At 73.1% G+C, this 18,092-nt stretch carries 19 protein-coding genes; 11 read left to right on the top strand and 8 right to left on the bottom strand.

Going from position 1 to position 18,092, the window contains the following annotated elements:
* Positions 1 to 204: 204 nt before the first annotated feature.
* The 3 genes from VGN18_RS07300 to mraZ form a co-directional block, all read right to left on the bottom strand.
* On the bottom strand, positions 205 to 780 hold the full coding sequence (locus VGN18_RS07300; protein ID WP_327539001.1) for a hypothetical protein: 576 nt from the start codon (positions 778 to 780) through the stop codon (positions 205 to 207).
* The gene (rsmH, locus tag VGN18_RS07295; protein WP_327539000.1) at positions 777 to 1,766 is read right to left on the bottom strand and encodes a 16S rRNA (cytosine(1402)-N(4))-methyltransferase RsmH; all 990 of its coding nucleotides are present in this window, start codon (positions 1,764 to 1,766) and stop codon (positions 777 to 779) included. The genes VGN18_RS07300 and rsmH overlap by 4 nt, the downstream gene beginning before the upstream one ends.
* 193 nt (positions 1,767 to 1,959) lie before the next feature.
* Complete coding sequence (gene mraZ, locus VGN18_RS07290; RefSeq protein WP_327538999.1) at positions 1,960 to 2,391, bottom strand: division/cell wall cluster transcriptional repressor MraZ; 432 nt, start codon at positions 2,389 to 2,391, stop codon at positions 1,960 to 1,962.
* A gap of 332 nt (positions 2,392 to 2,723) precedes the next feature.
* Between mraZ and VGN18_RS07285 the strand changes: the two genes are divergently transcribed.
* The 3 genes from VGN18_RS07285 to VGN18_RS07275 are packed head-to-tail and all read left to right on the top strand — an operon-like array spanning position 2,724 to position 7,306.
* Positions 2,724 to 3,680: an AAA family ATPase gene (locus tag VGN18_RS07285; RefSeq protein ID WP_349259851.1), complete on the top strand. Its 957-nt coding sequence runs from the start codon at positions 2,724 to 2,726 to the stop codon at positions 3,678 to 3,680.
* A 3-nt stretch (positions 3,681 to 3,683) separates the two neighbouring features.
* Positions 3,684 to 4,997 carry a DUF58 domain-containing protein gene (locus VGN18_RS07280; RefSeq protein WP_327538997.1) on the top strand — a complete coding sequence of 438 codons (1,314 nt, stop codon included), beginning with the start codon at positions 3,684 to 3,686 and terminating at the stop codon, positions 4,995 to 4,997.
* Entirely contained in the window at positions 4,994 to 7,306 is a 2,313-nt protein-coding gene (locus tag VGN18_RS07275; RefSeq protein ID WP_327538996.1) for a DUF3488 and transglutaminase-like domain-containing protein, read from the top strand. Before VGN18_RS07280 ends, VGN18_RS07275 begins: the two co-directional genes overlap by 4 nt.
* Positions 7,307 to 7,391: 85 nt before the next feature.
* Here VGN18_RS07275 and VGN18_RS07270 read toward each other — a convergent pair whose 3' ends face one another.
* The 4 genes from VGN18_RS07270 to VGN18_RS07255 all read right to left on the bottom strand — a co-directional run bounded on the left by VGN18_RS07270 (position 7,392) and on the right by VGN18_RS07255 (position 10,618).
* Positions 7,392 to 7,769, bottom strand: coding sequence for a DUF3040 domain-containing protein (locus VGN18_RS07270; RefSeq protein WP_327538995.1), 378 nt, complete (start codon positions 7,767 to 7,769; stop codon positions 7,392 to 7,394).
* Positions 7,770 to 7,943: 174 nt separating this feature from the next.
* Entirely contained in the window at positions 7,944 to 9,278 is a 1,335-nt protein-coding gene (dinB, locus tag VGN18_RS07265) for a DNA polymerase IV (protein WP_327538994.1), read from the bottom strand.
* 15 nt (positions 9,279 to 9,293) lie between these two features.
* Positions 9,294 to 10,031 (bottom strand): methyltransferase domain-containing protein, encoded by a 738-nt coding sequence (locus VGN18_RS07260; RefSeq protein WP_327538993.1) that lies wholly within the window; start codon positions 10,029 to 10,031, stop codon positions 9,294 to 9,296.
* A gap of 188 nt (positions 10,032 to 10,219) precedes the next feature.
* Positions 10,220 to 10,618, bottom strand: coding sequence for an SAV_6107 family HEPN domain-containing protein (locus tag VGN18_RS07255; protein WP_327538992.1), 399 nt, complete (start codon positions 10,616 to 10,618; stop codon positions 10,220 to 10,222).
* 205 nt (positions 10,619 to 10,823) lie between these two features.
* On the opposite strand from VGN18_RS07255, the gene VGN18_RS07250 reads away from it, so the two are divergent.
* Together VGN18_RS07250 and VGN18_RS07245 are read left to right on the top strand one after the other, a co-directional pair.
* Complete coding sequence (locus VGN18_RS07250; RefSeq protein WP_327538991.1) at positions 10,824 to 11,387, top strand: RNA polymerase sigma factor; 564 nt, start codon at positions 10,824 to 10,826, stop codon at positions 11,385 to 11,387.
* A gap of 1 nt (position 11,388) precedes the next feature.
* Complete coding sequence (locus VGN18_RS07245; RefSeq protein ID WP_327538990.1) at positions 11,389 to 12,414, top strand: hypothetical protein; 1,026 nt, start codon at positions 11,389 to 11,391, stop codon at positions 12,412 to 12,414.
* A 4-nt stretch (positions 12,415 to 12,418) separates the two neighbouring features.
* Here VGN18_RS07245 and cobA read toward each other — a convergent pair whose 3' ends face one another.
* Positions 12,419 to 13,621, bottom strand: coding sequence for a uroporphyrinogen-III C-methyltransferase (gene cobA, locus VGN18_RS07240; RefSeq protein ID WP_327538989.1), 1,203 nt, complete (start codon positions 13,619 to 13,621; stop codon positions 12,419 to 12,421).
* Between the two features lie 80 nt (positions 13,622 to 13,701).
* Between cobA and VGN18_RS21190 the strand changes: the two genes are divergently transcribed.
* Genes VGN18_RS21190 through VGN18_RS07215 form a run of 6 tightly spaced genes read left to right on the top strand, consistent with a single transcriptional unit; the run spans position 13,702 to position 18,088 of the window.
* A complete protein-coding gene (locus VGN18_RS21190; protein ID WP_414655020.1) occupies positions 13,702 to 13,794 on the top strand; it encodes a putative leader peptide in 93 nt (30 codons plus the stop codon).
* A gap of 58 nt (positions 13,795 to 13,852) precedes the next feature.
* Entirely contained in the window at positions 13,853 to 15,544 is a 1,692-nt protein-coding gene (locus tag VGN18_RS07235) for a nitrite/sulfite reductase (RefSeq protein ID WP_327538988.1), read from the top strand.
* Complete coding sequence (locus VGN18_RS07230) at positions 15,532 to 16,230, top strand: phosphoadenylyl-sulfate reductase (protein ID WP_327538987.1); 699 nt, start codon at positions 15,532 to 15,534, stop codon at positions 16,228 to 16,230. Before VGN18_RS07235 ends, VGN18_RS07230 begins: the two co-directional genes overlap by 13 nt.
* A gap of 16 nt (positions 16,231 to 16,246) precedes the next feature.
* Entirely contained in the window at positions 16,247 to 16,852 is a 606-nt protein-coding gene (locus VGN18_RS07225) for a sulfite oxidase-like oxidoreductase (protein ID WP_327538986.1), read from the top strand.
* Positions 16,853 to 16,857: 5 nt separating this feature from the next.
* A complete protein-coding gene (locus VGN18_RS07220) occupies positions 16,858 to 17,583 on the top strand; it encodes an FAD-binding oxidoreductase (RefSeq protein WP_327538985.1) in 726 nt (241 codons plus the stop codon).
* Between the two features lie 37 nt (positions 17,584 to 17,620).
* A complete protein-coding gene (locus tag VGN18_RS07215) occupies positions 17,621 to 18,088 on the top strand; it encodes a YbaK/EbsC family protein (protein ID WP_327538984.1) in 468 nt (155 codons plus the stop codon).
* Positions 18,089 to 18,092: the final 4 nt, after the last annotated feature.

Below are 18,092 nucleotides of genomic sequence, written 5' to 3'. Positions count from 1 at the left end.
CCGACTGAACCGGACGGCCCGGCTGAGCCGGACGGCCCGGGTGAGCCGGACGGCCCTGCGTCGCGCGGGGCGCGTGCGTGGGCGGCGGCCCGAAGCGCCGAGCGGCCGGCGGGGCCTGCCTCGGCGCGCCCGCGCGCGGGGCCTGCCTCGGCGCGCCCGCGCGCGGTGGAACGGCGGAACGGGGTGGCGGTTGCCGGCGGTCGGTCATCGGGCTCCTCCCGGCAGCGTGACGACAGGGGTGGGGGTCGGCGTCGGCGGGGCGGGCAGAGCCGCGGCCGAGCGCTTCGCGGTCGTCCGCGATGCCCTCGAATTCGGCGCGGCCGACTTCGAGGCGGCCGGCTTCGTGGGCGACGCACCCGGCGTGGACGTGGAGGTCGGGCTCGGCGCGGCCGCCTTCTTCGGCTTCTTCGGATGGTGCGGCGCGGGCGGGATCGGCACCGGCGCGGCCGAGACCGCCTTCGGCCGGCCCATCAGGCGCACCGTGCCGTCGGCCCCGATCACCAGGAAGGCCGGGTGACCGGCCGGCACCATGCCGAGCTGGGTGGCCACCGCGGCCAGGTTGCCCGGCGCGGCGCTGGCCGCGACGTCGATCTGCAGCTGCTGCACCTGCGCCGACACCGCGGCGTCCTGGGTGGCGAGGTCGTGGCGGCGCAGCTCGTTGGCGGCCGAGGCGGTGTTGAGCGCCAGCAGCAGCGCGAGTCCCCCGACGACGAGACCGGTGACGAGCAGCGCGAACGGCACGCGGGGCGCCCGCTTCGGCGCCGCGCTCCGCCCGGTCATACGGCGGCCCGGATGCGCTCGGCGGCCCGCAGCTTCACCGAGGCGGCCCGCGCGTTCGCGTCGATCTCGGCCGCGCTGGCCGGTTCGGCCCCGCGGTTGAGCAGCTTCAGCTGCGGCCCGCTGCCCGGCAGCGTCACCGGGAGGCCGGGGGGCGTGGTGTCGGTGGCGAGGGCGGCGAAGGCGTGCTTGACGATGCGGTCCTCCAGGGAGTGATAGGCGAGCGAGACGATGCGTCCGCCGACGGTGAGCGCGTCGAGGGCGGCGGGTACGGCGCCCCGCACGGCGTCCAGCTCGCCGTTGACCTCGATGCGGAGGGCCTGGAAGGTGCGCTTGGCCGGGTGGCCGCCGCGGCGCCGGGTCGCGGCCGGGATGGCCTCGCGCACCAGTTCGGCGAGCTGCGCGGTCGAGCGCAACGGGGCCCGGCGGCGCTCGCGCTCGATGGCCTGGGCGATGCGCAGCGCGAACCGCTCCTCGCCGTACTCGCGCAGGATTCGGGCGAGCTGCGGCACGGGGTACTCGTTCACGACGTCCTCGGCGGTGATGCCCGACGACTGGTCCATCCGCATGTCCAGCGGGGCGTCCTGCGCGTAGGCGAACCCGCGGGCGGCGACGTCCAGTTGCATCGACGACACCCCGAGGTCGAACAGCACACCGTCGACACCGCCGATGCCGAGTTCGTCCAGCACCTCCGGCATCCGGTCGTAGACGGCGTGGACGAGGTGGATGCGGCCCGCGTACGGCGCGAGGCGGTCGCGCGAGCGGGCAAGGGCGGCCTGGTCACGATCGAGGCCGACGAGGGTGAGCTGCGGGTGCGCCGCGAGCAGCGCCTCGGCGTGCCCGCCCAGCCCCAGCGTCGCGTCGACGGCGACGGCCGGCCGATCCGCGAGCGCCGGGGCGAGCAGCGCGAGGACGCGGTCGAGCAGGACCGGGACGTGCTCGGCCGACGCGGTGTCGGCCGCGGCGGGGGCGTCGTCCGGGTGGTCCATCAGCACTGCTCTCTCGCGTGGGGGGTGGTCGGGTGGTGCGTCCGCTGGTGGGGAGCGGTGGGGGGAATCCGGTGGGTGGACGTTGCTTCGGGTCCCCGCCCGTCCCGCCTGGCGCCGGGGAAGTGACGTCAGGAGGCGGACGGGAGGAGGCCGGACGCAACGTTCGGCACGACGAAGGGACACAGCGATCGGGCTAGAGGACGCCGGGCAGGACCTCCTCGGCGATGTCGGCGAAGGCGGGCTCCGCGGTATCCAGGTACTCCTGCCAGGCGGCGGCGTCCCAGACCTCGATGCGGGTGTTCGCGCCGATGACGACGCAGTCCTTGGCGAGCCCGGCGTACTGGCGCAGCGTGGGCGGGACGGTGATCCGGCCCTGGCCGTCGGGGGTCTCGTTCGAGGCGCTGGCGAACAGCACCCGGCTGTAGTCGCGCACCTTCCGGTCGGTGACCGGGGCGGTGCGGAGGGCGTCGGTGACGCGGCCGAACTCGGTGACCGGGAAGACGTAGAGGCAGCGGTCCTGGCCCTTGCAGATCACGAGCCCTCCCTCCAGCTCCGGTCGGAACCGCGCCGGCAACGCCAGGCGGCCCTTGTCGTCGAGGCGCGGCGTGTGGGTGCCGAGGAACACCGGCACTCACCTCCGCGCCACTCGTTGGGTCCGATCGGCGCCGATTGGCACCTACTCTCCCCACCGGTCCCCACTCTAACCCACATGGCGCCCCGGTCAATGCACATTTCACGCGCGCCACACCGGATGTCGTGATCATTTTGTTCCTACGCGCGGTCGGACGTCCGTGATCTGATCTGGATGCCGTCGCCGCTTCGGGTCGGCATACTCGATGTGTTGCGCAACACCCTGCGCGCCGAACTGCGAAGGACGCATACGTGGATGACCTCCATGACGACCTCCACCCCGTGGCCCGTCACGCCGGCGCCGACCAGCCGCCCCGGGTAGCGGAGTTGTCCGCCGTCCGCGAGGCCGGCGCCCGCATCGCGGCGAACATCGAGCAGGTGATCGAGGGCAAGCACACCGCTGTCCTGCTCGGCCTGGCCGTCCTGCTCGCCGAGGGGCACCTGCTCATCGAGGACGTCCCGGGCGTCGGCAAGACGAAGTACGCGAAGGCGCTCGCCCGCTCGATCGACTGCTCGGTGCGCCGCGTGCAGTTCACGCCCGACCTGCTGCCCAGCGACATCACCGGCGTCAGCGTCTACAACTCCGAGGAGCGCGACTTCGAGTTCAAGCCCGGTCCGGTGTTCGCGAACATCGTGGTCGGCGACGAGATCAACCGGGCCTCGCCCAAGACCCAGGCCGCCCTGCTCGAGTGCATGGAGGAGCGCCAGGTCACCGTCGACGGCGTCACCTACACCCTCGAGGCGCCCTTCATGGTGCTGGCCACGCAGAACCCGATCGACATGGAGGGCACCTACCCGCTGCCCGAGGCCCAGCGCGACCGCTTCACCGCGCGCATCTCGATGGGCTACCCCGACCGCGGCGCCGAGATCGCGATGCTCAGCGAGCACGCCGCCCTCGACCCGCTCGAGGGCCTGCGCCCGGTCTCCGACGCCACCGAGATCCGGTCCCTGATCGGCGCGGTCCGGCAGGTGTTCGTGTCCGACGCGATCAAGGCCTACGCCGTCGATCTCGCCGAAGCGACCCGGCGGGCCAGCGAGGTCCGCCTCGGTGCGTCGCCGCGCGCGACCCTCCAGCTGCTGCGCGCGGCCAAGGCCTGGGCCGCCCTCACCGGCCGCGAGTACGTGATCCCGGACGACCTGCAGTACCTGCTCTCCCCCGTCCTCGGCCACCGGCTGCTGCTCACCGCCGAGGCGCACGTGTCCGGTCGCACCACGGCCGACCTGCTCGGCCGCATCGCCCACGCGACGCCGATCCCGTCGGCTGCCGGTCACGGAAGCCGCTGAGCCGTGGCGAAGCGGCGGATCGGGTTCACCACTCGCGCCAGCTGCCTGCTCGCGGCCGGCGTCACCGCCGTGCTGTGCGGGGTGCTGCTCGGCGAGACCGATCTCGTGCGGGCCGGCGTACTGGCGGCGGCGATCCCGCTCGCCGCCGCCGTCGTCGTTCATCGCTCGCGGGTACGGGTGGCGAACCGCCGCAGCGTCGAGCCGGTGCAGGCCGTGGCGGGCCAGTCGGTCACGGTCCACCTCACGATCACCAACCGGTCGGTGCTGCCGACCGGCGCGCTCATGCTCGAGGACCAGCTCCCCGAACGGCTCTCCGGTCGGGCCCGTTTCGTCCTCGACTCGCTGAGCAGTCACGAGGTCCGCACCGTGTCCTACCGGCTGCCCACGCTGGGACGCGGCCGTTACCGGGCCGGGCCGCTGCGCATCCGGCTGAGCGATCCGTTCCGCATGATCGACCTCACCCGGTCCTTCACCGCCACCAGCGAGTTCGTGGTGGCGCCGGTGGTCGACCTGCTGCCGCCGGTCGACCCGCCCCGCTCCGACGATCTCGGCGACAGCGGCGGCAGCCACTCCATCGGCACGCACGGCGCCGACGACGCCTCCACCCGCGAGTACCGCACCGGCGACGACCTGCGCAAGATCCACTGGCGGTCCTCGGCCCGCACCGGCGCGCTCATGGTGCGCCAGGAGGAACGTCCCTGGCGGGCGCAGACCACCGTGCTGCTCGACCTGCGGGCGATCGCGCACACGGCGGCCGCGGACCCGGAGCGGAACGGCCCCGACCCGCGCCAGTCCAGCAGCCTGGAATGGGCGGTGAGTGCCGCCGCCAGCATCGGGGTGCGCGCGATCCGCAGCGGGCGCGACGTCGGTCTCATCGCCGACCCGTCCCGTGCGGAGCGGATGCGGTTCGGCGACCCGACCCACCTGGCCGCTCACCTCGCGACGGTCCGCGAGGGCGCGAACAACGACCTGACCCCGCTCGCGCCGGTGATCCGCTCGGCGGCGCGCGACTCCGCGCTGTTCGCGGTGCTCGGCAAGCTGCACGCGCCGGCGCTGCGCCTGCTGGCCGACTCCCACCCCCGGGGCCGGTCGTCGCCGGCGTTCGCCCTGCTGCTCGACACGCCGACCTGGGCCGGCGGCCACGACCGGAACGGCACCGGACGCGACGAATCGACGGCCGAGGCGTCGGCGGCCGTCCTGCGCAACGCCGGCTGGCGGGTGGCTGTCGTGCACCAGGGCATGTCCACCGCCGATGCCTGGCAGCTGCTGCTCGCCGGCTTTGCCCCCACCACCGTCCTGGGGGCGGTGCGCCGATGACCGCCACCGCAGCTCGCCCGGTCCCGCACCTCGACTCGCGCCGCACGGTCCTGGCCCTCACCGCCGGGGCCATCGGCATGGTGCCGTTGAAGGCGCTGTTCCGCGACAACGGCTGGCTGCTCGATGCCTGGGTCAGCATGGCCATCGTCATCGGGCCCGCCCTGCTGCTGCGCCTGCGCCGCTCCCCCACGGCGCTCGACGTGTGGCCCGGCATCGTGCTGCTCGTCCCGTGGCTGACCGTCCGCTTCGTGCCGACGCACGCCTGGTTCGGGATGGTCCCGAACCGCGCCACCTGGCACGACGTCACGCTGCTGCTGACCGATCTGCACCACACCACCCGCAGCGAGATCGCCCCCATCCACACCACCGTGGCCGTGCGCCTGGTCGTGTGCGCCCTGCTCGGCCTGCTCGCCGCACTCATCGACCTCGTCGCGGTCGTCGGCCGGCGCGGCGCGCTGGCCGGCGTCCCGCTGCTCGTCGTCTACACGGTGGCCGGCGCGGTGCCGCGCAAGCCGGTCCACTGGGTCTGGTTCGCCTTCGCGGCCGCGGGCTACCTGATCCTGCTATCCCTCGACGCCGCCGGCGACCTCGAGCGCTGGGGCCGCCGGCTGCGGGCCCCGGGCGGCCCGCGCGCGGGTCGCGCCATCGTGGTCTCGACCCAGCGCATCGGCGCGGTCGCGATCGTGGCCGCGATCGTGCTGCCCCTGCTCGTGCCGGGGCAGCCACGCAACTTCATCGCGAACGCGTTCCACGGCGGCGGCGGGGGCATCGGGGGCTTCGGCGGCAGTGGCGGCGGCTCGATCAGCCCGTTCGCCGCGCTGAAGGGCCAGCTCGACCGCAGCCAGAGGATCAACCTGGTCGACGTCCATGTCGACCGGCCCGCCGGTTCGACCCAGCCGTTCTACCTGCGCGTGAACGTGCTGTCGAAGTACGACTCGTCGGGCTGGTCGGCCGAGTCCCACGGCGCCACCGAGCCCGTCGACCAGACCGCGTTCGAAACCGAGCCGGCCGACGAGGGCACCGATTCGGTGCGCATGCTGGCGCGGATCACGATCCGTGGCATGACCGGCAACGCGCCGGTCTTCGCAGTGCCGCGAGCGCTCAACAACGTCAGCGAGGGCACGACCTGGAACCCGAAGGACCAGCTGCTGCTCGGCACCACCGTGTCGCGGGGCCAGCAGATCTCCGAGCAGTTCGACCAGCCGGCCCCGAGCCTCGACGCCCTGCAGGCTGCGCCCGACATCGTCGACCGCACGATCAGCGACCAGCTCGCCGTGCCCTCCAACTTCCCGGCCGGCGCGCGGCAACTCGTGCAGAGCATCGTGAAGGGCATCGACAGCCCCTACGGCCGGGCCCGGGCGATCAGCGACTTCTTCGCCGACCCCAGCAACAACTTCACCTACGATCTGACGACCAAGGCCGGCGACTCGGGCAGCGACCTCGTCGACTTCCTGCAGAACCGGCGAGGGTACTGCCAGCAGTACGCCGCCGCCATGGCCATCATGCTGCGGGCGGCCGGCGTGCCGGCGCGGGTCGTGCTCGGCTACATGCACCCCGTGCCCGACTCCAACGGCAACTTCACCATCACCACCGCCGACGCGCACTCCTGGGTCGAGGCGCACTTCTCCGGCATCGGCTGGATCCCCTTCGACCCCACCCCGATCGTCGGCATCACCGGTGGTCTGCGGAACGACCTGCCGCAGGCGCCGCACGTGTCACCCTCGGCCTCCGCCGCCGTGCCGAGTACGCGCTCGTCGAGCGGGGGCGCTGTCCCGAGCCGAAACATCCAGACCCGCGAGACCGACAACGCCACGGGGGCACCGAAGGCCCTGACCTCGCCCGATCAGGGCCTGAACGCCGGTTGGATCGTCGTGCCCCTGCTGGTGCTCGTCCTGCTCGCCGCGATGCCGGCGTCGATCCGCTGGCGGCGTCGACAGCACCGCTATGCCCTCGCCCGGCGCGACGGCGACACGGACGCGCTGTGGGCCGAGCTCTCCGACACGGCCACCGACCTCGGCTACGTGTGGTCGCCCGCCCGCTCGCCCCGGCAGGTGGCATCCTGGCTGGCCCGTGACCTGCCCGAATCCGCCGGACGGCTCCGGGAGCTCGCATCCGCGGTCGAGCACGCCCGCTTCGCCCCGGCCGGCACGACGACGACGACGGCTGATCTCACCGTGGGCCTGCGCGGGGTCACCGGCGAGCTCCGGGCGATGCGGAGCGGGCGCGATCGACTTCGGGCGATGCTCTGGCCGGCCTCGCTGGGCTGGACCCGCTCGCGGATCCGTGGGGTCGGCCGGCGCCGCCGCTGAGCCGAGGTACGGGCGCGAGGTCAGGCGCCGCAACGAAGAAAGGGCCGGACGATGTCTCGTCCGGCCCTCACGGCAGTGTTGCTGGTCAGTTCTCGTCGAAGCGACGGCGGAGGCGATCCTCCATGCGGGTGCGCAACCCAGCCGGACGCGGGTGGCGGGCAGCGCTGGCGGCCGCCGGCGTGACGTCGGTGCGATCGCGACCGCGCAGAACCTGGGCGGCGTAGCCGCAGGCCCCGACGACGAGCACGAAGCCGACCACGCTGAGCGCGATCACCTGGGCAACCAGGCCGACGAGGACGAGTGCGAGACCGACGATGACACCGAGCGCGCAGACGGTGACCGACCGGCGCGTGCGCGAGCGGGTACGCGCCGAGCGCACCGACGCGGCGAACTTGGGATCCTCCGCGTACAGAGCCTGCTCGATCTCGTCGAGGAGTTTCTGCTCGTGTTCGGAGAGCGGCACCGGGCCCTCCTTCGTCGCGACGACCGATCGGTCGTCTGCGTCATCGTGTGGTTGCTGACAGCGTAACCAACCAACCTGTCGGCTACACCGTCGAGCATACGAGCCGTTTCGCCGGATCGAAAGTTACGAGCCCGGTCAATCCCGGGGGTGGGTGAGAAATTTGGGGCCAATCCGTCAACGCTCGCGCTGGGCCGGGCCCGGGGCCGGCCGATCGGCTCGCGGGGCCGGTGACCGCAGCAGCGAACCGGGCGTCACGGCGGCTGCGCCGAAGCGGGCCCGCGCGGCATCGATGGCTTGATCCGCGGCCGGTCGTGGCGGCGACGACGGCGGCCGCTCGACCGATTCGCGCCGGCCGGGCCGGTCGGCGCTCCCTCGCGATTCATCGCTGTTGCTCAGATCGAGGGCGAGCTGTTCGGCGACCTCGCCGGCCTCGCGCAGGCCCTCGCACTTGACCCCGACGAGGCGGATCCGCGGCTGGTCGAGATCAAGGCTGCGATAGAGCTCGACCGCGGTCTCGAAGATCTCCGGCGTGGAGTCGGTCCAGTGCGGCAGCGTGCGCACCCGGGTGACCGTCCGGAAGTCGGCGTAGCGGATCTTGATGCCGATGGTGCGGGCGGCGAAGCGGCGACTGCGGACCCGCGACCCCACGTCCTCGGCCGCCCGCAGCAACTCGCGCCGCACGTCGGTCTCGTGGGTGAGATCGGTGTCGAGAGTGCGGTCGGAGCTGATGGACTTCTCGACCTCGTGCGGCTGCACCCGACGCGGATCCAGACCGTTCGCCAGCGCCGACAGGTGCTCGGCGCCGGCGGAGCCCACCGCCCGCCGCAGGGTGTCGATGGGCGTGGCGGCGAGATCGCCGACGCTGCGCACGCCGAGCCGGTGCAGCGGCTCGGCGGTGCGGGCGCCGACGCCCCACAGCGCGGTGACCGGCAGCGGGTGCAGGAACTCGAGCACCCGGGCCGCCGGCACGACCAGCATGCCGTCGGGCTTGCAGCGCGCGGAGGCGAGCTTGGCGACGAACTTGGTCGGGGCGACGCCGACCGAGCAGGTGAGCTGCAACCGCTCGCTGACCGTCGCCCGGATCGTCGCGGCGATCGCACCGGGCCGGCCGTGCAGGCGCACCGCGCCGGCGACATCGAGGAATGCCTCGTCGAGGGACAGCGGTTCGACCAGCGGCGTGACATCGCGCAGGATCGCCATCACCTGGGCCGAGGCCTCCTGGTAGGCGGCGCGGTCGGGCGGCAGCACGATCGCGCGCGGGCAGAGCCGCAGCGCGTGACTCATCGACATCGCGCTGCGCACGCCGTAGCGGCGGGCCTCGTACGAGGCCGCGGCCACCACGCCCCGGTGCCCGCCGCCGACGACGACGGGGCGGCCCCGCAGGTCGGGATACTTCTTCGTCTCGACGCTGGCGAAGAACGCGTCCATGTCGACGTGCAGCATCGTGCAGCCGGTGTCGTCGCCGTCCCACCGGCCCGCAGTCCGCGGCAGATCGGCGCTACGCCCCACGGTGGCCCTCGGGGGTCAGCTCGCTGGCCGGCGCACGAGCAGGTGGATGCGGCCGGCGAGGTCGGCGAAGGGGGGACGGTCGGCGGCCTCGGTGTCGAGCCGGGCGAGCGCCTCGCGGGCACCGGGGGCGTCGAGGGACGCGCCCGGCACGAGGTCGGAGAAGACGCCGATGCCGTGCCGCGACTCGACGGTGAGCCCGGCTGCGCGGCACAGCCGGTCGACGGTGTCCGGGCCGATGCCGGGGCCGACCCCGGCGTCGAGATCGCGCAGTTCCTGCAGGGCGAGGGCCGGTTCGCCGGCCAGCGCCCGAGCCATGACGGAGGCGAACGGGTTGGCGACCAGGACGCTGATCAGCCCGCCGGGTCGCACCGCACCGGCCATGGCGGCGAACGTCTCCTCGACGGCGTCGACGGCATCGAGGATGCCGTGCGCCAGGACGAGGTCGAACTGGTCGGAGATGTGGTCGGCGAGACGCTCGACGTCGCCGTTGACGGCGTGGACCGACGCGGAGACGCCGGTCTCATCGGCCCGGCGGCGCAGGGTGGCGAGCGCGTCGGCGCTGATGTCGACCACGGTGACGTCGGCGCCGGACGCGGCCAGCGGCACGGCATACGCCCCGCTGCCGCCGCCGCAGTCGAGGACTGTCGGCGCCCGACCGGGGGTGGACACCGAGGCCAATGCCCCGGTGAGCAGGCGCGCCATGAGCGCCAACCGACCGGTGCCGGAGCGCTCACGGCCGAGTTCGGTCTGCACGGATCTCACCCTAGTCGGGCGGGCCGACACCGTTCGGCGCCGAGCCGAGCGGCTCGGCCACGCCGGCCGTTCGTGGTGCGGACCCGTCCCCCAGACGGATCCGCACCACCCCACGGCACTCGCCGACCGATTGCCCCCGCAGGGTCGGCGAGCACGACTGTGCTGACCATTCGCCGCGCACGCGTCGCTCAGGCGGCCAGTAGCCCGAGCGAGCCTTCGACGATGGACAGGAATTCGACGGCGGCGCGGAGCTGGTCATCAGCGGTGCGGGCCGATACGGCCGACACGGCGCCGGCCTCGACGGCCGAGCGGATCGGCGCACCGGCCGCGAAGTACTGCGCCCACTCGGCGTACTCGGGAGCGACCCGTTCGAGGAGTACCCAGACGCTCATCAGGCGGCGGCGCACGCTGGCCGGACGGCCGCGGTCGGCCGACACCGCGGCAGCGGTGCGCAGCGCCGAGATGTGGGCGAGGCAGAACCGCTCGCCCGGGTCGGTGGTGCGCGATGCCTCGAGCAGGACGGTGCGCGCGTGCGACAGCAGAGCCAGCGCCGAGCCGCGTGACGGCGTCTGCGTCATGGTGGTCATCGATCCCCCTGATCCCATCGGTTGGGTCACACATCGGTTGCGTCGGACTCGGTTTCGAACTCTCGTTCGATATTAGCACAGGTGGGCGAATGCACCAGCGCCGTTCCGCCCGACCTGATCAGGACCCTGCCCGAGGGGTCTGACAGTTTCCGCGGGAATCATGCGGGACCAGCTGTGAGATCGCGGGCCGGCCGGACACTACGAGGTGCGATCACCGTCCGAGTGCCGTCAGGAGTTCTCGACCGCGTTCGACCAGCTCTCCCCCCGCGTGTTCGCCTACGCCCGGCGACAGTGCTCGGCCACCGACGCGCAGGACGTCGTGGCCGACACCTTCCTGGTGGCCTGGCGACGCTGGTCGGAGGTGCCGGCCGAGCCGCTGCCGTGGTTGCTCGTCGTTGCGCGCAACACCATCGCCAATCTGCGCCGGCACGAGCGACGGACCGATGCGCTCGTCGACGTCGCGGCCACTCTGGCCCGGATCGCCGGGCCGGCCGACGGGGCCGATCACACGGTCATCGAGCGGGATCTCCTCATCACCGCCGTCGCCGCGCTGAGCGACCTCGAGCGAGAGGCCGTCCTCCTCGTCGCGTGGGACGCGCTGTCCAACCGCGACGCCGCCACCGTCGCCGGCTGCTCCAAGCGGGCCTTCGAGGTGCGCCTCTCCCGCGCCCGGCAGCGTCTGGCCCGCGCGCTCGACGACACCCCACCCACCTCGTCCACCCCGACCCGCACCGGCGCCGAACGCGTCGGCGGCCGGAAGGAGAGCTGACATGCACCACGACCTCGACGTGCACGACGCCGCCGACCCGATCGGCCGCCTCGCCGCCTACCGCCCGACGCCGACCTCGGTGCTGGACGAGTGGGATGCCCGCGCCCGCGACGAGGCGCGGTCCCGGGTCCTCGCAGCGCCGGTCGCCCGGATGCACTTCCGCCCGGCCCGGCGGACCCGCACGCTGATCGCCCCGCTCGCGGCCGTCGCCGCGGTGGTGGCCCTGATCGGCGGCATCGTCTACGCAACGACGGGCTCCGGCGACGACCACGCCCAGCCCGCCGGACCCGTCTACCAGGCACCGTCGTACCGCGACACCCCGCTCGTCGGTCCGGGCCGGTACTCGCATCGGACCGTCACCTCGTACAAGCTCACGCCCGGGCACGACCCGCTGGTCACGGGGACGAGCCAGGACTGGATCGCCCCGACCGGCCAGGTGTGGAGCAGGCGGACTACCCCCGGTGCAGCAGACAAGTGCTATCACTTCCCGTTCAGCGCACCGGCCACGTTCGACTCGCCGAGCCAGGCCTTCGTCGCGGCCCTGCCGACGGACCCGTCCGCGCTGCTCGGCTACTTCCGCACGCACGTCAGCGGCTCGTCGTCGCGCGACGAGGCCGTCTTCCTCGCGGTCGGCGACATGCTCCGCGCCGCCGACGGGCTGGCGACCTCGCAGCTGCGCGCCGCCCTGGCCGGCATGCTCAGCCACAGCGCCCGCGTGACGGTCCATCCCGACGTGGTCGACTTCCGCGGCCGCGCCGCCGTCCGGGCCGATTTCGTCGAGGGCAAGGATCGGCCGGGCGAGCTGGACTCGCTGTACTTCGACGCCTCGACCTACCAGCTGCTCGAGGAGCGCACCGGCTCGACGCCCGGACCCGTCCCGCCGTACGCATCGACGGGGTACGACGCCAGCGTCGCGCCGACGCCGACCGCGACCGACCTGACCGGCAACGCGACGATCACCGTGATGGATTCCGAGACCGTCGTCGACTCCCTCCCGGCCGACGTGGCCGGCTGCAGGTCGGGCTGAGCGATCAGCTCAGCACGCCGACGACCTCACCGATCACGACCACCGCGGGGGCGCCCACGCCGGCGCGGCGGGCCGCGTCGGCGATGTCGGCCAGCGTCGCCCGTACGACCCGCTGCTCCGGCGTCGTGGCGCGATGCACCACGGCGGCCGGGGTGTCACCAGCGCGGCCGTGCTCGATGAGCGCGGCGCTGATCAGGTCGAGGCGGTCCATCGCCATCAGCAGCACGAGGGTGCCGGCGTGCGTGGCGAGGCCGGGCCAGTCGATGCCCTGATCGGCCGCACGGCCGGGGTCCAGGTGGCCGGAGACGACGGTGAAGTCGGCCGCGACGCCGCGGTGGGTGAGCGGGATGCCGGCGAGCGCCGGCCCGGCCAGGGCCGAGCTGATTCCCGGGACGACGGTGACGGCGACCCCGGCCGCGGTGCAGGCGAGCAACTCCTCCCCGCCGCGGCCGAAGATGAACGGGTCGCCGCCCTTGAGCCGCACCACCCGCTTGCCGGCCCGGGCCCGCTCGACCAGCACCTCGTTGATCTCGGCCTGGGACAGGTTGTGCCGGTGGGCCGATTTCCCGCAGTCGATGATCTCGACGTCGTCGCCCAGCCCCTCGAGCAGGCCGCGTGGGGCGAGCCGGTCGACCACGACGACGTCCGCCTGCGCGACGAGGCGGCGGCCCTGCACGGTGATCAGCCCCGGGTCGCCCGGCCCGCCGCCGACCAGCGCGACCGAGCCTGCGGACCCGGTCGGCCGGACCCGCCGCGTCGGCAGGTCCCCGGTGTCGAGCCCGGCCGCGATCGCGTCGCGCAGGGCGGTCGCGCGGCGCGGATCGTCGCCGCCGTTCACCGCGACGGTGATCCCGTCGTGGCGGGCGACGGCCGGGGTGCGGGCCGAGCCTTCGCGGGCGGCGTCGGCGCGCACGCAGAAGATCCGCCGCTCGAGGGCGGCGACGGCGACCGCCTCGTTGACGGCCGGGTCGTCGGTGCAGGCCAGGGCCAGCCAGGCGCCGTCGAGATCGGACGCGGAGAAGGGGCGCCGCTGGACCCGGACCGGCGCCGTCCGCAGCTCGTCGCTGACTTCCGGCGCGACGACCAGCACGTCGGCTCCCGCCGCGACAAGGGCGCGCACGCGCCGGGTCGCCACCGCTCCCCCGCCGACGACGACGGCACGGCGGCCGGACAGGTCGAGCAGCAGGGGGAAGCCGGTGTCGGTCACGGGCCCATTGTCCCGGCTCGACCGGCGACATCCGGGGCGCGGCGTGACATCGACCGCGTGGCGTGCGGCACCGTGCGCGGATGTGGGACCATCGCGTCATGGCGCCCGAAGCGATGATGCTCACCTCGCGCCGCCACATCGACCTCCTGCGAGTGGTTACCGCGGCCTGTTGAGCCGTCGACGGCCTCGCCGTCTCCTGCCGCTCACACCGCCGATCGAAGGGACTCGCGCATGTCTGCGCGACCGACTCAGCCGCCCCGCCCCCGCCGTGCCCCCAAAGGCCAGGGCCAGTGGGCTCTCGGCTACCGCGAACCGCTCAACCCCAACGAGCGCAGCAAGCGCGACGACGACCCGCTCAACGTCCGCGCCCGCATCGAGAACATCTACGCCCACACCGGGTTCGCCGGCATCGACCCGGGTGACCTCCGCGGACGCTTCCGGTGGTTCGGCCTCTACACCCAGCGGCGCCAGGGCATCCCCGGCGGCCAGACCGCGACGCTGGAGCCGGAGGAGCTCGAGGACGAGTACTTCATGCTCCGCGTCCGCATCGACGGCGGCACGCTGTCGAGCGAGCAGCTGCGGGTCATCGCCGACATCGCCACCGAGTTCGGGCGCGACGTCGCCGACGTCAGCGACCGGCAGAACGTGCAGCTGCACTGGATCCGGGTCGAGGACGTCCCGGAGATCTGGCGGCGGCTCGAGGCCGTCGGCCTGTCGACCACCGAGGCCTGCGGCGACTGCCCCCGCGTGATGCTCGGGTGCCCGCTCGAAGGTGTCGCCCACGACGCCGTCCTCGACGCCGGCCCGGCGCTGCGCGAGACCGTCGACAAGTACCTGGGCGACCCGGCCTTCTCGAACCTGCCCCGCAAGTTCAAGACCGCCATCTCGGGCTGCGCGCGGCACTGCACGAACCACGAGATCAACGACGTGTCCTTCGTCGGCGTCATCGGCGCGGACGGCACGCCCGGCTTCGACGTCTGGGTCGGCGGCGGGCTGTCGACCAACCCGATGTTCGCCCAGCGCCTCGGGGTGTTCGTCCGCCCCGACGAGGTCAGTGACGTGTGGGTCGGCGTCGTCTCGATCTTCCGCGACTACGGCTACCGCCGCTCGCGCAACCACGCCCGGCTGAAGTTCCTCGTCGCCGACTGGGGCACCGAGAAGTTCCGCGAGGTCCTCGAGCAGGAGTACCTGAAGCGGGCCCTGCCCGACGGCCCGGCGCCGGAGACGTCGCCGACCCACCGCGACCACATCGGGGTCGAGGAGCAGGTCGACGGCCTCGTCGCCATCGGCGCCACGACCAAGGCCGGCCGTACCTCGGGCACGGCACTGCGCGAGCTCGCCGCCGTCGCCGACAAGCACGGCAAGCACGCCGACGGCGGCCGCGTGCGGCTGACCGCCCAGCAGGGCATCGTCGTGCTGGACGTCGCCCCGGCCGATACCGAAGCCGCCGTCGCCGAGATCGACGCGCTCGGCTTCTCGGTGCGTCCCTCGGCGTTCCGGCGCGGCACCATCGCCTGCACCGGCATCGAGTTCTGCAAGCTCGCCCTGATCGAGACCAAGGGTCGGGCCGAGACGATCCGCGCGGAGCTGGAGCGACGCTTTCCCGACTTCGACACGCCGCTGACGATCAACGTCAATGGCTGCCCCAACTCGTGCGCCCGTTTCCAGGTCGCCGACATCGGCTTCAAGGGGATGGTCGTGAAGGATGGCGACGGCTCCTACCAGGAATCCTTCCAGGTCCACCTCGGCGGGCAGATGGGCACCGAGGCGGAATTCGGTCGCAAGTTCCGGGGTTTGAAGGTGGCAGCAGACGAAGCGCCCGACTACATCGAGCGGGTGCTGCGCGGTTACCTCGAACGTCGTGAAGGAGGCGAGCCGTTCGCGGCCTACGTGTCGCGTGCGGACGAAGCATGGTTGCTCTGAGCACGCGGGAAGAATTGCGCGACCTCGCCGAGCGGGCGGGGCGCGACCTCGAGGGCGCGTCGGCGCTGGAGATCCTCGGCTGGGCCGACGGGCAGTTCGGCTCGTCGTGGGCGGTCGCGTCGTCCATGGCCGACGCGGTGCTGCCGAGCCTCGCCGCGAAGGTGCGGCCCGGGGTCGACATCCTCTTCCTCGACACCGGGTATCACTTCGCCGAGACGATCGGCACGCGCGACGCCGTCGCCGCGACCCTGCCGGTCACCATCAAGACGATCGAGCCGCGGCAGACCGTCGCCGAGCAGGACGCCTCGTTCGGCGCCCGCCTCTACGAACGCAACCCCGACCAGTGCTGCGCGCTGCGCAAGGTCATGCCGCTGCGCAAGGCGCTGAGGGACTACACCGCCTGGGCCTCCGGGCTGCGACGCGACGAGGCGTCCACCCGCAAGGACGTGAAGGTCGTCGAGTGGGACGACCAGCGGTCGATGGTGAAGCTCAACCCGATCGCGGCCTGGAACCAGGACGACGTCGACATCTACATGAGCGAGAACGGCATCCTGGTGAACCCGTTGCTGTTCGACGGCTACGGCTCGGTCGGCTGCGCGCCATGCACGCGCCGCATCGCCCCGGGCGAGGACGCGCGGGCCGGGCGCTGGTCGGGCAGCAACAAGGTCGAGTGCGGCCTGCACTGATGGCGACGGTCCGCTGATGGCAACTCGGGGTTTCGTCGGCAAGCGCCGGCCGCCGGACGGCGTGAAGCTGCCACCGGGTCAGTACGACGTCGGACGCGACTTCCCGGTACTCACCGCGGAGGCGACGCCGCGGCTCGACCCCGATCTCTGGACGCTCACGATCGACGGGCTCGTCGAGCACGAGCACACCTGGACGTGGGCCGACCTGCACGCGCTGCCGCAGTCGGAGTACCGCGGCGACATCCACTGCGTGACGACGTGGTCGAAGTTCGACACCAGCTTCGGCGGCGTCTCCCTCGACCTGCTGCTCGACGCCGTGCAACCGCAGAGCGAGGCGACGCACGTCTTCGTCACGTCCACGACGGGCTACACGACCAACCTGCCGCTCGAGGAGCTCCGTGACGGCCGGGCCTGGATCGTCTGGTCGCACGAGGGCAAGCCGCTCAGCCGTGAGCACGGCGGACCGGTTCGGCTGCTCGTCCCGCGCCTGTACTTCTGGAAGAGCGCGAAGTGGGTCACCCGCATCTCGCTACGCGATCACGACGAGCAGGGGTTCTGGGAGCGCAACGGCTACCACGACCTCGGGGACCCGTGGCTCGAGCAGCGCTACCAAGGCGACTGACCGAGGTGACTGACACCGACATCCGGCGCGGCACCCGCAAGGCGCCGTCGGGCGGGTGGCGCCGCGCTGTCGTACGCGAGATCAGCCGTCCGCCGAACGCGGTGATCCTGCGCCTCGAGGTACCCGACCGCGTCGACCACTGGCCGGGACAGCACTACGTCATCAAGCTGACCGCCGAGGACGGCTACACCGCCCAGCGGTCCTACTCGGTCGCGTCCTCCCCCGACGACCCGCTGCTCGAGTTCTGGATCGAACGCCTCGACGACGGCGAGGTGTCGAGCTTCCTGGCCGATGTGGTCGAGGTCGGCGACGAGTTGGAGATCCGCGGCCCGCTCGGCGGCTGGTTCGTCTGGACGGCCGGGGCACCGATGCTCGGCGTGGCCGGCGGATCGGGCGTCGTCCCGATCGTGTCGATGCTGCGCCACGGCATCCACGTCGGGCGCACCGATCTCCTGTCGCTCGCCGTCTCGGCCCGCACCCGCGCCGAGTTGCCCTACGCCGACGAGCTGGCCGCCGGCGGAGCCCGCATCGTGCTGACCCGCGAGGACGCGCCCGACGGTCGGGTCGCCGCGCGCATCGCCGCCACCGACCTCGCCCCCCTGGTCGGCGAGGACGGCACGTGCTTCGTGTGCGGCTCGACCGGGTTCACCGGCGCAGCCACCGAACTGCTCGCCGGCCTCGGCGTCGACGTCCGCCGCATCCGGATCGAGAGCTTCGGCCCGAGCGGGTGAACCCTTCCCTACGGCCGGGCGCGATAGGTTGCGTCCCGTGCACCCCAACTGTCTCGCCGTGGACGCGGTGCTCGCCGCCGCCGGGGTGAGCGGGCGCGTCCGCATCCTCGAGACGGCGGCCCCGACCGCGGCGGCCGCCGCCGAACTCGTCGGCTGCGAGGTCGGCGCCATCGCCAACTCGCTCGTCTTCGCCACCGCCGAGGACGAGCCGCTGCTCGTGATGACCAGTGGCGCCCACCGCGTCGACACCGCCAAGGTGGCCGCGCTGGTCGGTACGGCGAAGCTCTCCCGCGCGACGCCCGAGTTCGTGTACGCCGCGACGGGTCAGCGCATCGGCGGCGTCGCGCCGGTCGCGCACCCCACCCCGCTGCGTACCGTCGTCGACACCGCCCTCGCCGACTACCCGCAGGTGTGGGCCGCCGGCGGCATCCCCCACGCGGTCTTCCCCACCACCTACGACGAGCTGCTCCGGCTGACCGGTGGTCGACCGGCGGACGTCGCGTGAGCCT

It is taken from the genome of Jatrophihabitans sp., from assembly GCF_036000465.1.
Classification (GTDB): Bacteria; Actinomycetota; Actinomycetes; order Mycobacteriales; family Jatrophihabitantaceae; genus Jatrophihabitans.
This window is presented reverse-complemented; position numbering and strand designations above follow the sequence as displayed.

What these genes read in the sequence shown, in the direction of transcription:
- rsmH (WP_327539000.1), bottom strand. Translation starts at nt 1,766, where the DNA reads ATGGACCACCCGGACGACGCCCCCGCCGCGGCCGACACCGCGTCGGCC.
- VGN18_RS07300 (WP_327539001.1), bottom strand. Translation starts at nt 780, where the DNA reads ATGACCGGGCGGAGCGCGGCGCCGAAGCGGGCGCCCCGCGTGCCGTTC.
- VGN18_RS07245 (WP_327538990.1), top strand. Translation starts at nt 11,389, where the DNA reads ATGCACCACGACCTCGACGTGCACGACGCCGCCGACCCGATCGGCCGC.
- VGN18_RS21190 (WP_414655020.1), top strand. Translation starts at nt 13,702, where the DNA reads ATGTGGGACCATCGCGTCATGGCGCCCGAAGCGATGATGCTCACCTCG.
- VGN18_RS07230 (WP_327538987.1), top strand. Translation starts at nt 15,532, where the DNA reads ATGGTTGCTCTGAGCACGCGGGAAGAATTGCGCGACCTCGCCGAGCGG.
- VGN18_RS07235 (WP_327538988.1), top strand. Translation starts at nt 13,853, where the DNA reads ATGTCTGCGCGACCGACTCAGCCGCCCCGCCCCCGCCGTGCCCCCAAA.
- VGN18_RS07255 (WP_327538992.1), bottom strand. Translation starts at nt 10,618, where the DNA reads ATGACCACCATGACGCAGACGCCGTCACGCGGCTCGGCGCTGGCTCTG.
- VGN18_RS07225 (WP_327538986.1), top strand. Translation starts at nt 16,247, where the DNA reads ATGGCAACTCGGGGTTTCGTCGGCAAGCGCCGGCCGCCGGACGGCGTG.
- VGN18_RS07275 (WP_327538996.1), top strand. Translation starts at nt 4,994, where the DNA reads ATGACCGCCACCGCAGCTCGCCCGGTCCCGCACCTCGACTCGCGCCGC.